At 74.0% G+C, this 14,138-nt stretch carries 10 protein-coding genes; 6 read left to right on the top strand and 4 right to left on the bottom strand.

Features of this window, described 5'->3' with window-relative positions:
- From ACLQ2V_RS17700 to pgi, 4 genes are all read right to left on the bottom strand, one after another.
- The coding region (locus ACLQ2V_RS17700; RefSeq protein WP_425719728.1) for a SapB/AmfS family lanthipeptide at nt 1–119 on the bottom strand (119 nt) is incomplete at its 3' end.
- A gap of 41 nt (nt 120–160) precedes the next feature.
- Nucleotides 161–280 (bottom strand): SapB/AmfS family lanthipeptide, encoded by a 120-nt coding sequence (locus ACLQ2V_RS17705; protein ID WP_425719728.1) that lies wholly within the window; start codon nt 278–280, stop codon nt 161–163.
- A 5-nt stretch (nt 281–285) separates the two neighbouring features.
- Nucleotides 286–2,928: a class III lanthionine synthetase LanKC gene (gene lanKC, locus ACLQ2V_RS17710; RefSeq protein WP_425719599.1), complete on the bottom strand. Its 2,643-nt coding sequence runs from the start codon at nt 2,926–2,928 to the stop codon at nt 286–288.
- Between the two features lie 240 nt (nt 2,929–3,168).
- Nucleotides 3,169–4,812: a glucose-6-phosphate isomerase gene (gene pgi / locus ACLQ2V_RS17715; RefSeq protein ID WP_425719600.1), complete on the bottom strand. Its 1,644-nt coding sequence runs from the start codon at nt 4,810–4,812 to the stop codon at nt 3,169–3,171.
- A 207-nt stretch (nt 4,813–5,019) separates the two neighbouring features.
- On the opposite strand from pgi, the gene ACLQ2V_RS17720 reads away from it, so the two are divergent.
- The 6 genes from ACLQ2V_RS17720 (at nt 5,020) to ACLQ2V_RS17745 (ending at nt 13,964) form a co-directional block, all read left to right on the top strand.
- Entirely contained in the window at nt 5,020–6,381 is a 1,362-nt protein-coding gene (locus tag ACLQ2V_RS17720) for an MFS transporter (RefSeq protein WP_425719601.1), read from the top strand.
- A gap of 182 nt (nt 6,382–6,563) precedes the next feature.
- On the top strand, nt 6,564–7,070 hold the full coding sequence (locus tag ACLQ2V_RS17725) for a hypothetical protein (protein WP_425719602.1): 507 nt from the start codon (nt 6,564–6,566) through the stop codon (nt 7,068–7,070).
- Complete coding sequence (locus ACLQ2V_RS17730) at nt 7,070–8,485, top strand: hypothetical protein (RefSeq protein ID WP_425719603.1); 1,416 nt, start codon at nt 7,070–7,072, stop codon at nt 8,483–8,485. The genes ACLQ2V_RS17725 and ACLQ2V_RS17730 overlap by 1 nt, the downstream gene beginning before the upstream one ends.
- Nucleotides 8,482–9,858: a vWA domain-containing protein gene (locus ACLQ2V_RS17735; RefSeq protein WP_425719604.1), complete on the top strand. Its 1,377-nt coding sequence runs from the start codon at nt 8,482–8,484 to the stop codon at nt 9,856–9,858. The genes ACLQ2V_RS17730 and ACLQ2V_RS17735 overlap by 4 nt, the downstream gene beginning before the upstream one ends.
- A 12-nt stretch (nt 9,859–9,870) precedes the next feature.
- Nucleotides 9,871–10,983 carry an ATP-binding protein gene (locus ACLQ2V_RS17740; RefSeq protein ID WP_425719605.1) on the top strand — a complete coding sequence of 371 codons (1,113 nt, stop codon included), beginning with the start codon at nt 9,871–9,873 and terminating at the stop codon, nt 10,981–10,983.
- A 125-nt stretch (nt 10,984–11,108) separates the two neighbouring features.
- A complete protein-coding gene (locus ACLQ2V_RS17745; protein ID WP_425719729.1) occupies nt 11,109–13,964 on the top strand; it encodes a hypothetical protein in 2,856 nt (951 codons plus the stop codon).
- The last annotated feature ends 174 nt before the right edge of the window (nt 13,965–14,138 follow it).

A 14,138-nucleotide genomic window follows, 5' to 3' on the forward strand; every position in this document is an offset into this window, starting at 1 on the left:
CAGTTGCAGGTGGTGACGGAGAGCGAGCTGTCGCCGCAGAGCAGCAGGCTGGCGCTGGAGCCGCCGCCGGTGCGGTCCGCGGTGGTCATCTCGAGGCCCTGGAGGTCGAGCAGGTTCATGGTGTTCTCCTTCGGGTTGGGTTGTGCTCGGGTGGGGATGGTCAGTTGCAGGTGGTGACGGAGAGCGAGCTGTCGCCGCAGAGCAGCAGGCTGGCGCTGGAGCCGCCGCCGGTGCGGTCGGCCGTGGTCATCTCGAGGCCCTGGAGGTCGAGCAGGTTCATGATGCTCACTTCCCTTCGTTCTGGTGATGGTGTCGGTGTTCCCCCTCGCCGTGGCGAGGAAGTCTGGTTGCGCCGGTCAGCGGCGCGAGGAAGGGCAGCGCCACCGGCTCGTCGTGCCGCACCGCGGCCAGCGCCAGCAGCACCCCGGCGGTGCCGGTGCCCAGATCCATGGAGAGCCGCAGGAGCTGCTCGCCGGGGAAGGCGGTCCCGCCGCCGTACGGCAGGGCGTGCCAGGCGAGCCGGCGCAGCTGCGCGGCCAACTCGTCGCGCGCCTCGGGATCGTCGCGCCGGGTCGCCAGGTACGCGATGATCCCGGCCCGGCCGGCGAAGAGGCCGGACTGGGCGTAGAACGGAGACCGGGCGGCCCGCCGCACCCCGGCGCTGGCCTCGGCGAAGCCCTCGTCGGCGCGGTGGCGCAGGTACTGGTCGAGCACCAGGCCGATGCCGACGCTGCCCTGCCCCAGGTAGGGCATGGTCCGCCAGCCCTCGTTGACCTCCAGCGCCCCGTTCGGGCGGACCACGCATCGGCGCAGGTCCTGCCGCAGGGCGGTGGCGGCGTGTTCCAGCAGGGCCGCGTCGCCGGTCAGCTCGTAGCGTCGCAGCAGCAGCAGCGCCGCGCCGGTGTGACCGCGCAGCAGCCCCGCGTACGGGTTGCGGCCGCCGCTGATGTCCGGGCCGGGGTCGTCGGCGAGCCGGTCGACGACGGCCTCGGTGATCTCCCGGGCGGCGTCGCGCAGCCGGGTCTCCCCGGTGCGTTCGGCCAGTTCGGTGAGGTTCAGGGCGACCCCGGACAACCCGCTGGCCAGGCTCAGGTCTAGTTCGGCCCAGGGCTGGCCCAGGCAGATGTCGAGCACGTCCAGGGCGTCGGAGCGGCGGCCCAGGTGCTCCAGCGCGTACGCCACCCCGTGCAGGCCGTCGTAGAAACCGAGCCCGGTGCCGGAGGCGGGGGAGGTGGCCCGCCGCACCAGCCAGTCCTCGTGCTCCGGCCGGCGGTCGGCGCCGCTGACGGCCAGGGCGTGCAGGACCCCGGCGGCGCCGTGGGCGAGGTTGAGCCCGCCGCTGTGGAACTGCGCGATGTCACCGGGGAAGAGCCGGTCGTCGCGGTGCGGGGTGGCGCTGGCGAGGATCGCCGTGCTGAGCCGCTCGCGCACCTCGGGCCAGTCGCCGTCCAGGTCGTACCGGAAGGTGGAACCGGCGGTGGTCGCGGGCGCGGTGGTCTTGGTGTCGGGCGCGGTGGGCGCGGCGGTGCCGGTGATCTCGGCGACCGCCTCGGCCAGCCACTCGCGGGGGACGGGGAAGCTCTCGGCGATCACGTCGGCCAGGTGGGCGGCCTTGCCCGGGGAGAGCCGGACGAGCTGGGTCAGCGGGAGGAACAGCGCCAGGCGCAGGCAGGCCAGGGCGTACCGGTCCACGGCCGGGCCGGTGCGGTCGTTCGGCGCGGCGAACCCCTGGTTGCGCAGCCCCGGCCGGCGGTGCCCCTCGATCGGGGCGGTGACCTCGAAGTCGACCAGCGCCACCCGGTCGTCCGGGCGGACCATGATGTTGAACAGGTGCAGGTCGCCGTAGACCAGGCCGCGCTCGTGGATCGCGGTGACGATCTCGTCGACCTGGGTCAGCACGTCGCGCGCCCATTCGGCGTACGCCGCCCGGTCGGCCTCGGTGGCGTCGGCGTCGATCAGCGGGTACCGGTCGACGACGACCTTGTTCAGCGACCGGCCCTCGATGAACTCCAGGGCCAGGAAGCGGTGCTCGCCGAGGGTGAACTCGTCGTGCACGGTGGGCACCTGGGGCAGGTCGGCGAGGCGGCGCAGGTTTTCGGCCTCCCGCTCCAGCCGGGCCACCGCGTCGGTGCCGTCGGCGTCGAGGCCGGCGTGCGGGCGGGCCTCCTTGAGCACCACCTGCGCGTCGGTGCGCAGGTCCCGCCCCACGTAGAGGCCGCCACCGTTGGAGAAGTGGATGACCTTCTCGATCTGGTACGGGACCTCGTTGGTGCTGGTGGCGCCGCGAGCGGCCAGGTGCGGGGCCAGGAAGTCCGGCAGGGTGACCCACTGCGGCAGGTGGAACACCGGGTCGCGGCGGTCGGGGACCAGCGTGCCGGCGGCGTCGGCGATGGCCGGGACCACCTGCCCGTCGGGGGAGAGGCAGTAGCGGCGGGCGAAGCCGCCGTAGCGCACGTACACCGGGCCCGCGCCGTAGCGCAGGTCGCTGAGGATGTACGGCCCCGCCTCGCCGGCCAGCAGCGCGTCGAGTTCCTTGCAGGCCAGTTCCAGCTCGGCCTCGTCGTGCGGGTAGATGGTGACGAACTTGCCGCTGGCCGAGCGGGAGGCGTACTTGGAGTTGCGCATCAGCAGGGTGCGCGGGCCGCGCAGGAACTTGAACGGCAGCCCGCGCGGCACGCAGTACTCCCACACCGCGTCGAGCACCCGCTCGGCGTTGTCCAGGGTGGCCGAGACGTGGATCTTCCAGCCCTGCTGCGGCAGCGAGTCGCCCGCCGGGGAGTGGATGAGCCAGTCGTCGAGCGGCTCGCGGCGCCAGCCGGTCGGCAGCTCCCGCTCGGCGGCACCGAAGGCGGCCTGCGCGGTGGCGCTGCCGAGGGAGTCGTAGAAGAGCCGGTCAGCGGCGCAGTAGTTGTCGTAGCGCTCGTCCACCGTGACCCCCTCCGCGTTCTCGGCCGGTGCTGTTCCCCGGCGACGTGTTCGAGTCTCGTGGACAAGACCCACCCACCCCAGTGCACTAAGTCACGAACTGCAATGCGTGTTACACGGGTCGTGCTGACAAAAGTCAGCAGCAGATCGTGTGCGCTGGGACAACCCCCGTACGGAGACAAAAAAAGAACCGGCCGACGCCCTCGGGGCGTCGGCCGGCTCGGTGGCGGCTCGGGCGTACGGTCAGCCGGCGGCGCGCCGCTGGGCCCGGTAGCGGCTGATCAGGGCCCGGGTCGACGAGTCCAGCCCGGAGAGGTCGGCCTCGGCGTCACCGGCGGTGAGCAGCGGCGCGAGCTGGTTGGCCAGCACCTTGCCCAGCTCCACCCCCCACTGGTCGAACGGGTTGATGTCCCAGATCGCGCCCTCGGTGAAGACGATGTGCTCGTAGAGCGCGATGAGCTGACCCAGCACCGCCGGGGTCAGCTCGGCGGCGGTGATCGAGGTGGTCGGGTGGTTGCCCGGCATCACCTTGTGCGCCGCCAGCTCCGCCGGGGTGCCCTCCGCCTCCACCTGCTCCCGGGTCCGACCGAAGGCCAGCGCGGCGGTCTGGGCGAAGAAGTTCGACATGAACAGGTCGTGCATGTCGCCCAGGTCGTGCCGGGGCCGGCTGAAGCCGATGAAGTCCGCCGGCACCAGCCGGGTGCCCTGGTGGATGAGCTGGTAGAAGGCGTGCTGACCGTTGGTGCCCGGCTCGCCCCAGTAGATCTCCCCGGTGTCGTACGACACCCGGGTGCCGTCCAGGGTCACCGACTTGCCGTTGCTCTCCATGGTGAGCTGCTGAAGGTACGCCGGGAAGCGGTGCAGGTACTGCGAGTACGGCAGCACCGCGTGGGTCTGCGCGCCGAGGAAGTTCGTGTACCAGACGTTGAGCAGGCCGAGCAGCGCCGGCACGTTGCGCTCCACCGGCGCGGTGCGGAAGTGCTCGTCGACGGCGTGGTACCCGGCCAGCAGCTCACCGAAGCGCTCCGGCCCCACGGCCAGCATCACCGACAGCCCGACCGCCGAGGGCAGCGAGTACCGGCCGCCCACCCAGTCCCAGAAGCCGAACATGTTCTCCGGGTCGATGCCGAAGTCGCGGACCCGGTCGGCGTTGGTGCTGACCGCGACGAAGTGCCGGGCCACGGCGGCGTCGTCGCCGCCCAGGCCGGCCAGCAGCCAGTCCCGGGCCTGCCGGGCGTTCGCCAGCGTCTCCTGGGTGGAGAACGTCTTCGACACCACCACGAACAGGGTGCTCGCCGGGTCCAGGTCGGCGGTGGCCTCGGCGATGTCCGTGGGATCGATGTTGGAGACGAACCGGCAGGAGATGCCCGCGTCCCGGTACGCCTTCAGCGCCTCGTACGCCATCACCGGCCCCAGGTCGGAGCCGCCGATGCCGATGTTGACCACCGTGCGGATCCGCTCGCCGGTCTGCCCCACCCACTCGCCGGAGCGGACCCGGTCGGCGAACGCCGCCATCCGGCCCAGCACCGCGTGCACGTCGGCCACCACGTCGCGGCCGTCCACGCTCAGCGCCGCGCCCGCCGGCCGGCGCAGCGCGGTGTGCAGCACCGCCCGGTCCTCGGTGGTGTTGATCCGCTCCCCGGCGAACATCGCGGCGATCCGGTCGCCCAGCCGGGCCCGCCGGGCCAGGGCGGCCAGCAGGGTCAACGTCTCGTCGGTGACGAGGTTCTTGCTCCAGTCGACGTGCAGGTCCGCCACCTCGCCGGCGAGGCGTTCACCCCGGTCGGGGTCGGCGTCGAACAGCTCACGCAGGTGCGCCTGGCGCACCTTCTCCGCGTGCGCCGCCAGCGCCCGCCACTCGTCGGTGGTGGTGATCTCCTCGGCCATTCCCGGCTCTCCTTTGCACTGCTCAACCCGTTGCGCGACCCGTCACCGTACTGCCTCGGACCGGTCGCCCGGGCCAGCCTGCCACCCGCCGGGACGCGTCGCACCCCGGCGCGCGCGGACCACCCGCTCGGCGGCACCGGGATGCGGGCACCGCCGGACCCCGGTTGGATGGGGGATGGTCGATTCCGAGCCGAGGGGGACGGCGCGATGAACGGACGACGGGCTGAGCTGGTGCCGCGCATCGGACGACGGGCCTGGCTGGCCCTCGGGATGAACTCCCTGTCCTGCCTCGGCAGTGGCCTCACCATGCCGTTTCTGATCATCTACCTGCACGAGGTGCGGCACATCCCACTGCCGACGGCCGGGGCCGTCCTGGGCGTGATCGGGGTGGCCGGCATCGTGGCCACCCCGCTGAGCGGTCCGCTCGTCGACCGGGTCGGTGCGCTGCGCGCGTTCGTCATCGGTCTGGTCGTCGGCGGTCTCGGCATCGGGGCCTTCGCCCTGGCCACCTCCCCGGCGACGGCGCTCGGCTGCGCGATCGTCTACGGCTCGGCCAGCGGGCTGATGTGGAACGGCTTCGCCTCCCTACTGGTCGAGCTGGTCCCCCCGGCGGAACGCGGCGCGGTCTTCGCGCTGCGGTACATGACCGCCAACGTGGCCTTCGGCGCCGGTGCGCTGGTCAGCGGCCTGGTTACCGTCAGCAAGACGCCGGGGCCGTTCGCGGTGATCCTGCTCGGCGACGCGCTGTCGTACCTGCTCTTCGCCGCGGCCCTGACCGTGGTGGGGCGGCGACTGCTCACCTCGCAGGCGGGCGCGGCCGGGGCCCCGCCCGCGACGCGGGAGCGCATCGGCTACCGGCAGGTGCTCGGGGACCGGGCGCTGCTCGGCGCGCTGGCGGTCAACAGCCTGATCATGGTCGTCGCGCTGTCGTCGACGAACTCGGCCCTGCCGGCCTTCGTCACCGGCGAGGCCGGCGCGTCCACCCGGGTCGTCGGGCTGGCGTTCGCGCTCAACATCGCGGTCCTCGTCGCGATCCAGCTCTTCGGCATCAGGTTCGTCCGGGGCCGGCGGCGCACCCGGGTGGCGGCGCTGGCCACCGTCTTCTTCGCGCTGACCTGGCTGCTGATCGTGACGCCCACCGCCCTGGGCCTGCGCGGCCCGGGGCGCGACGCCCTGATCGTCGCCGCCATGGGCGTCTTCGCCGTCGGCGAGGCGCTGCTCTCCCCGACCCTCCCCGCCGTGATCAACGACCTGGCCCCGGACCACCTCCGGGGGCGGTACAACGCCGTGTTCAGCCTCTCCTACCAGATCGGGCCGGTGGCGGCACCGGCCATCGCGGGCGCGGCCATCGGCTTCGGGCACGCCGAGCCGTACCTGTTCGGGCTCGCCGCCGCCTGCCTGCTGACCGGAGGGTTGGCGCTGCGCCTCGGCCGGATCACCCCCCGGCACGCGGACTACGGCACGACCGAGGAGGACGGCCCCGCCGGCGGTGGGACGGTTTCGCCCGGCCCGCCCGACAGATCCGACGGCGCTCGCGGCGCGGCCACGGTCCGCGGCGCTCGGGCCTGAGCTGGGCCGACGCGAGGCCGTTTCGTTCTGTCGTACCCCTGGGGCAAGATCGGAATCCGGACGGGCGCCCCGGAGGGGTCCGGTTCCGGGTGGGCCCGCGCGCCCGCCATCCCCTTGTCGTGCGCCGGTCAGGCCGGCGCGGAGTCGGCGTGCCCACGGGCGCACCGGGTGCGGAGGTTCGGGTGACGGAGACGGAGCACGTCCCGTGGGAGCGGCGCAGCCTTGCGCCGGTGCTGCCCGCGGTGCGTCCCCGCAAGCTGGCGAAGGTTCCCTTCGTCGAGCTGGCGGACGGCCGGCTGCAGGGGGTGGTCTCCAGCGGCTCCGACATCGAGCGGGTGTACGTCTCATCGATCGCCGCCGGCAGCCACGGCTTCAACTGCTCCACCAACAACAACCGGCCCTGCGGCGGGCTGCGCGGCGCGCCCTGCAAGCACCTGCACGCCCTGCTCGACGAGGCGATCCTGCAGTACGGCGTCGAGCGCGTCGTCCGCTACCTGCGCGTCGCCCTCCCCGAGGGTGCGCAGACCGGCGACGACGTGGTCCGTGCCCTCTCCGGCCACCACGAGCCGGCCCCGGCGGCGGTGGTGTTCAGCCGGTTCCTGCGTCACCTGAGCTACCTGGAGCTCCCGGCGGCCGACGGGCCCCTGCCCGAGCTGCACTGGTTCCCGGCGACCGGGGCGGGCCGCTGATGCGCGGGGCCCAGCTCGCCGCGCTGGTCGACGCCACCCCGGCCGGCGTCGACGCGGCTCTCGACGTGCTCGCCGGCCTCGACGACGCGCTGGTCGCCGGCCTGGCCCGGCCCGGTGAGGCGCAGCTCGCGGCGCTCGCCGACCTCGCCGCCGCGCTGGCGGCCACCCCGCTGGGTGACCGGGTCGCCGAGGCGGTCGCGAAGGTCACCGCCGGGACGCCGGCCGACGAACACCTGGCCGCCCTGGCCGGGGCGCGCACCGCCCTGCTCGGCGCGACCCACGACGCCCTGCTGGCGGCGGCCGACGCCGCCACCGGACGGGACCGCGCCGACGAGCCGACCACACCGGCCGGGGCGCTGCCGGCCGGGGCAGCCGCCCCGCTCGCCGCGGCCCGCTCCTGGCTGGCGGAGCTGGCCATCGCCGGCTGGCGCGGCGTCGACCACGACCTGGTGGCGGCCGGCGCCCGACCCGTGGAGGCGGCCCTGGCCGTGCCGGAGCTGCGCCGGCTGGCCGTCCTCCTCGACGGCCTCGCCGGTGAGCTGGCCGCGTCCTGCCCGGTGGCGACCATGGCGGCGGTGCCGGCGCGGCGCTGGGCAGACCTGTGGGCCCGCGCCGTGCTGCTGGCCCAGGAGCCGGCCGGGGGCGGCGACCCCTCCGCCGGGGGCGTCGAGCGGGTCTCCGGCCGGCTGCTGCTGCTCGGCGTCGACGTGCACGAGCACGCCACCGCCGTGCAGGTCCAGGCGCACGGCGTCCTTGAGCCGTCCGACGGCGGCCCGGCGCGGCTGGTCCGCACCGCCGTCTCCGCCACCAAGGTCGACACGATCGTCGGCCCGGCGCTGTGGCGGTTGCTGGCCGACCACCCGGTGCTGCTCGCCGCGCTCGCCGAGCGCCGCGCCCTGGAGGTCACCGACCTGCCGCTGACCGGCGGTGACCTGTGGTGGCGCGACGGGCAGGCCCGCGCCGGGGAGCCGGCCGACCCGTTCGCCACCGCCCGGGTGCTGCTGCCCGCCGCCGTCGCCGCGCCGGTGCCGCCGCTGGACCGGCACCCGGTCGCCGTCGCCGAGCCGGTGCTGCTGGAGGGGTACGCCGCCAAGACCGTCGACGGCGAGCTCCGGTTCACCGTCGACGGGGCGAGCGTCGCCGTCGCCGTCGACCGCCTGCCGACCTGCGGCCCGCTCACCCCGAAGCTGGTCGCCGGGTCGACGGCCTGCCTGGCGCTGCTGCGCTGGGACGCCGGCCGGTGGTCGGTGCAGCCGCTGGGCGTGCAGGCGACGGTCAAGCGGGCTCCGGTCGCCACGCACACCGGCGACTGGGCGCAGGGCCCCACCGACCCGAAGGTCGCCAAGGCCGAGGCGAAGGCCGGCGACTCCGTCGCCGTGCTGCGGGAACGCGCGGGACGGTTGCTGCGCCGATGACCACGATCCCCGAGAACCCGACGCCGAGCGCCGACGCCAACCGCCGGCAGGTGCTCTACTGGCGGCTGCTGGCCCAGCTCTTCGACCCCGAGGAGCAGCCGGCGCTGGAGGCGGCCAGCGTGGCGGTCGTCGACGATCTCGGCCTGCCGGCCGCCCTGCTGGACCCGTCGGTCTCCGTCGACACCGTCGTGCAGCGCTTCCCCGGCCTCGCCGCCGAGCTGGACGGCCTGCTCACCGCCGACGCGCCGTCGTCCGATGCGCCGTCGTCCGATGCGCCGTCGTCCGATGCGCCTGCCCCGGCCGGGGAGGCGGAGGTGCGGCGGGCCGCGCTGGTCTCCAAGCTGCTGCTCAACGTCTTCGCCACCGGCGCGGGCAGCGTCAGCGCCACGCAGCTCGCCCGGTGGCAGTCCGACGCCGGCTGGTTCGAGCGGGCGCTCGGCTGCGAGCCCGGCGAGCTGCGCCGACAGGCCGGCGCGGCCGGCGGCCTGGGCGGTGTGCTGACCGGCCTGGAGGGCGACCTGGTGCGCCGGATGCACCTGCGCGAGGTGCTGGCCGACCCGAGGCTGGCCGCGAAGCTCACCCCGAGCATGTCGCTGATCGAGCAGTTGCTGCGGGACAAGTCCAACCTCTCCGGGGTGGCGCTGGCCAACGCCAAGGCGCTGATCCGCCGGTACGTCGACGAGGTCGCCGAGGTGCTGCGCACCCAGGTCGAGCAGACCAGCGTCGGCAGCATCGACCGGTCGGTGCCGCCGAAGCGGGTGTTCCGCAACCTCGACCTGGACCGCACGATCTGGAAGAACCTCACCAACTGGAGCCCGGAGGACCAGCGCCTCTACGTCGACCGGCTCTTCTACCGGCAGACCGCCCGGCGCACCACCCCGGCACGGCTGATCGTGGTGGTCGACCAGTCCGGGTCGATGGTCGACTCGATGGTCAACTGCACCATCCTGGCGTCGATCTTCGCCGGGCTGCCCAAGGTCGACGTGCACCTCATCGCGTACGACACCCGGGCGCTGGACCTCACCCCGTGGGTGCACGACCCGTTCGAGGTGCTGCTGCGCACCAAGCTCGGCGGCGGCAACGACGGGCCGGTGGCGATGGCCCTGGCCCGGCCCAAGATCAGTGAGCCGCGCAACACCGTCATGGTCTGGATCTCGGACTTCTACGAGTTCGACCGCTCGCAGCCGCTCTTCGACGGCATCGAGGCGGTGCACCGCTCCGGGGTGAAGTTCATCCCGGTCGGCTCGGTCAACAGCTCCGGCACCCAGATCGTCAACCCCTGGTTCCGGCAGCGCTTCAAGGACCTGGGCACCCCGGTCATCTCCGGCCACATCCGCAAACTCGTCTTCGAGCTCAAGAACTTCCTCACCTAGGAGACCCCTGACATGTCCGAGATGTTGCGCGCCCCCGTCGAGGTCAAGTTCGCCGAGGAGCTGGCCTGGCTGGAGTCGGTCGACACCGACCCGAAGCCGTTCTCCTGGCGGCTGAGCCCCCGGATGGTGCGGCTCTTCGTGCTCGGCTCCGAGCGGGCCGACGGCCTGGAGCGGGAGGTCGCCCAGAAGTGGTTCGGCGACCGCAGCTTCGTCGAACGCGCCATCGTCACCCTCGCCTCCGACCGGGGCCTGCTGCTCATCGGCGACCCGGGCACCGGCAAGAGCTGGCTGGCCGAGCTGCTGGCCGCCGCGATCTGCGGCAACTCCACCCTGGTGGTGCAGGGCACCGCCGGCACCACCGAGGACCACATCAAGTACTCCTGGAACGTCTCCATGGTCATCGCCAAGGGGCAGTCCCGGCAGTCGATGATCCCCTCGCCGATCATGACGGCGATGGAGCAGGGCGTGATCGGCCGCTTCGAGGAGCTGACCCGCTCCACCAGCGACGTGCAGGACGCGCTGATCTCCATTCTCTCGGAGAAGTACGTCTCCATCCCCGAGCTGGACGAGGACAACATCGTCTTCGCCAAGCCCGGCTTCTCCATCATCGCCACCGCCAACAGCCGGGACCGGGGCGTCAACGACCTCTCCTCGGCGCTGAAGCGGCGGTTCAACTTCGTCCGCATCCCGGTGGTCACCAACAAGCGCAGCGAGGCGGAGATCGTCCGGTTCCGCACCGAGGAGCTGCTGCGCCGCCACCGCATCGAGCTGGACGTCCCGCCGACCCTGCTGGACATCCTGTTGCAGAGCTTCGCCGACCTGCGGGCCGCCGCCGCGTCGGCGACCAGCGACGACGAGAAGCTGGAGTCGGCGCTCTCCACGGCCGAGCAGATCGGTGTGCTCGAGGACGCGATCCTGCACAGCCAGTTCTTCGGCGACCGCACCCTGCGGGCGCAGACCCTCGCCGGCTCGCTGGTCGGCTCGCTGGCCCGGCGCAGCCCGGAGGACCTGGCGATCCTCAACAAGTACCTGCACGGCGTCGTGGAGCCCCGGGCCAAGGCCGACGGCGGCGAGTGGGAGGGCTTCCTCGACGGGGGCCGCCAGGCGATCGCCAACCTGTCGTGACCGGCCCGACGACCGCCCCGCCCACCGGGGCCGCCGCCCCGCCGCCCGGCGCGGGCACCGGCGCACCTGCGGGCACCGGCGCGCCCGCCCGTCCGGCCGGTGCCGGCGACGGGGCGTTCCGGGGGCTGCGCGAGCAGCTCACCGACGCCGCCGAAACCTTCGCCGGCAGTCCGGGCGCGCTGGCCGAGATCCTCACCGGGCTGGTCGACGACGTCGACCGGGCGCTCGGCGAGCGGCTGGAGATCTTCCCGGTCTGCCACCACTCGCCGGCCTCCGCGCTGGCCATGGCCCGCCGGCTGCGCGCCAAGCGGCCGAAGGTGGTCTACCTGGAGCTCTGCGAGGACCTGCAACCCCTGCTGGGGGAGCTGCGCAACTGCCGGCTGCCGGTGGCGGTGCAGGCGTTCGCCTCCAAGCTGGACGGCTTCCCCGCCGACTGGGCCCCGCTGAGCGTCGTCGCGCCGATCACCGAGGCGTCGGCGGAATACCAGGCCATCGCGTACGCGATGGAGACCCCCGGCGTGGAGCTGGTGCTGGTGGACCGCTCGGTCGACCACGTCTTCCAGTGGTCGCCGCGCGACCCGGCCGCCGACCGCGACGGGGCGGACGGCCCCGCCGAGCCGGCGGCGGCCCACGAGGAGGAGGCGGCGCTGCACGGCGACGCCGTCGGCGTGGAGATCGGCGACCTGCGGCCCCGCTTCGCGGAGCTGGAGGCGTACCTGCTGCACCACGGCAAGGTGCGGCACTGGTCGGAGTGGTGGGACCAGTACGTCGAGCAGCCCCTCGTCGGGGCCGACCACGAGACGTACCGGCAGGTCATGGTGCTGATCGGCAGCCTGTTCCGGCGGCTGCGCCCGGCCGACCACCCCCGGGGAGACTCCGACGTCGAGCGCGAGCGCTACATGTGGACCCGGATGCGCCAGCACCTCGCCGCCACCGGCGTCGACCCGGCCGACTGCCTCTACGTCTGCGGCGCGTTCCACGCCGCCAGCCCGGTGGAGCAGTTCGGCACCGGCCCCGCTGCCGCGCCCTACGAGATCACCCCGCGCACCGGCACCCGCTGGCTCTACGGGCTGATCCCGTCGAGCCACTCGGCGATCGAGGCGCAGTTCGGGCTCGCGCCCGGCTCGGTCTCCATCGCCGCCGCCACCTGGGCCAAGGCGGTGTCCCGCTCCGGGGTGACCCCGTTCCGGCTCGCCGGCCAGCCCGGCGGCAGGTCGGCCAGGGCCGGCACGGCCGCCAAGGGGCGGGGCGGCAAGGCCACCGCCCCGGTGGGGGTCGCGCCGGAGCCGGTCACCGACCGGCTGTCGGGGTTCCTGGCCCGGCCGCCGGTCCTCGACGGCCTCGACGAGGCGGAGCTGCGCGGCTGGTGCGTGGACATCGTCCGGCTGGCCCGGCGCAACGGCTACCTGGCCAGCACCGCCGACGCGATCGCCGTCTTCGAGACGTCGATCCTGCTGGCCGGGCTGCGCAACCGGGCCCGACCCACCCCGTACGACTTCGCCGACGCGGCGGTGACCTGCATCGAGAAGGACGTGGTGCCGGGCCGCCGCGACGTGCGGCGGCTCTGCGAGATCCTGCTCGGCGGCGACCGGATCGGCCAGGTCGGCTACGAGGCGCTGCCGCCGCTGGCCCGCGACGTGCTCGACCGGCTCGAGCCGCTCGGGCTGGACCTGGAGAAGCGGACCATCCAGCGGGCCCTGCTGGACCTGTCCGCCCAGCCGGCCCTGGTCGGCTGCTCCGACCTGCTGTGGCGGCTGCGCCACCTGCTGCCCCACGACGCGGTCCGCCCGATCATGGGCGAGCGCCGGCTGGGGGAGCGCTCGGCGCAGGAGAGCTGGGACCTGGCGCTGGGCCGCCACCAGCGTTCGCTGATCGAGCTGGGCTACGAGGGCGTCACCGTCGAGCAGGTCCTCGAGCAGCGGCTGCGCCGGCTGGCCTGGGGGCCCCGGGCCACGGCGGCGGTCGCGCTGGAGGCGGTCGAGGACGCGATCGGGCTGCTCGACGGCCGCCGGCTCGTCGACGAGTTGGGCGCGCGGGCGGTGGAGCTGCTGGCCGCGGAGCGGACCGTCGACGACGCCCCCGAGGTGCTGCGCCGCATCCGCCGGCTGCTGGCCCACTACCGGGCCACCGAGCCGACCCTGCCGCCCTGGTGCGCGACGTTCGTCACCACCGGGTACGCCCACTACTGCACCCTGCTGCCCACCGCCTTCGTCGACCCGGAGGCGAACGTGCGGCAGGTGGGGGCGATGCTCGGCTTCCTGTTCGGCATGGAGAGCCTGGCGTTGGCGCTCGGCTGCGACCGGGCGCAGCTCGAACTGGCCGTGCGGCAGTCCCGGCCGGAATCGCCGGCCCGGGTGGCGCTGCACTGGGCCGCCCAGCACCAACTCGGCCTGCTGCCCCTGGCCGAGCTGCGGGCCCGCACCGTGGAGCTGTTGGCCAACCCGCTGGTGGTGCCGGCGTTCCCGCAGTACCTCAGCGGGTTCGTGCAGGCGCTGGAGCCGGTGCCCGGGCTGACGCCGTTCGTGGTGGAGGTGATCTCCACGGCGTTCGCCCGGCTGCCCGACCCGGTGCTGCTGCCCTGGCTGCCGACGTTGATCACCACCCTGCGCCAGCAGGCGGGCGAGTTGGTGCCGCTGCTGGTCCGCGAGGCCGGCCGGACGTTTCCCGCCGCCCTGCCCGCCCTGGACGCCTGGGTGCCGCCGTGGGCGGCCCGACCGGCGCCGCCGAGCACGGCCGACCCGGCCTCGGAAGCCGTCCCGGCCGGGCCGGTGGTCGAGTTGCTGGCCGGCCACCGGGCCACCTGCGACGCCGTGGCCGACCTGCTCGGCTGCGCCGGGCAGTGGCGCACCGACGCGGCGAGCATGGGGCGCGGCTCGGCGGCCGGCTCCGGCCCGGCGACCGCGCCCGAGGTGGCCGCACTGCTCGTCGCCCACCCGGCGACCGCCGCGGCGGTCGACACCCTCCTCGCCCCGCCCGACTGACCCCCCTTCGGGCGGGGCCCGACCGCAGCGGGTGTACTTCTTGTCGCCCTGGCGACAAGAAGTACACCCACGGGGCGCGGGGAGGGGGCGGTCGCCGACGGCGGGGGCATCCGAGCAGGAGTTCGACCCTAATGGATGTTGACCAGATGATCGACGCATGTAAGTGTTTGCTTC

Origin of the sequence: Micromonospora sp. DT233 (assembly GCF_049841815.1) — a bacterium.
Taxonomy (GTDB): Bacteria; Actinomycetota; Actinomycetes; order Mycobacteriales; family Micromonosporaceae; genus Micromonospora.

Bases quoted from the DNA above. Each gene is read 5' to 3' on its own strand.
- ACLQ2V_RS17735 (WP_425719604.1), top strand. From the start codon at position 8,482: ATGACCACGATCCCCGAGAACCCGACGCCGAGCGCCGACGCCAACCGC.
- ACLQ2V_RS17730 (WP_425719603.1), top strand. From the start codon at position 7,070: ATGCGCGGGGCCCAGCTCGCCGCGCTGGTCGACGCCACCCCGGCCGGC.
- pgi (WP_425719600.1), bottom strand. From the start codon at position 4,812: ATGGCCGAGGAGATCACCACCACCGACGAGTGGCGGGCGCTGGCGGCG.
- ACLQ2V_RS17740 (WP_425719605.1), top strand. From the start codon at position 9,871: ATGTCCGAGATGTTGCGCGCCCCCGTCGAGGTCAAGTTCGCCGAGGAG.
- ACLQ2V_RS17705 (WP_425719728.1), bottom strand. From the start codon at position 280: ATGAACCTGCTCGACCTCCAGGGCCTCGAGATGACCACGGCCGACCGC.
- ACLQ2V_RS17720 (WP_425719601.1), top strand. From the start codon at position 5,020: ATGAACGGACGACGGGCTGAGCTGGTGCCGCGCATCGGACGACGGGCC.